General features: G+C 40.2%; 1 pseudogene. It reads right to left on the bottom strand.

The annotated features are described in order from the left end of the window. Window positions 1-241: pseudogene (locus ACWA1B_RS23495) on the bottom strand (catalase); the annotation flags it as partial.

Below are 241 nucleotides of genomic sequence, written 5' to 3'. Positions count from 1 at the left end.
CTTCCCACTATAGTCACCGGAACTAATTCTTCGGGAACAATTTTGGTTGGATCCAAAAGATCAAAATTCTATTTATGTTCGTCTTCTGTTGGAATAATCTGACCGCCTAATTCCCATTCTGGGAAATTTCCCATTTCAATGGCTTCCCATAAATCTTGTCTGTGAAAATCTGGGTTTGTCCCTGAAATTTTCTGCGCTTCGTCCCAAGCAACGGCATGTGTTCCTAATTTTGGTTTCCAAT

The organism is Flavobacterium xizangense, from assembly GCF_054075145.1.
The sequence above is the reverse complement of the archived record's forward strand: the minus strand, read 5'-3'. Positions and strand labels throughout refer to the sequence as shown.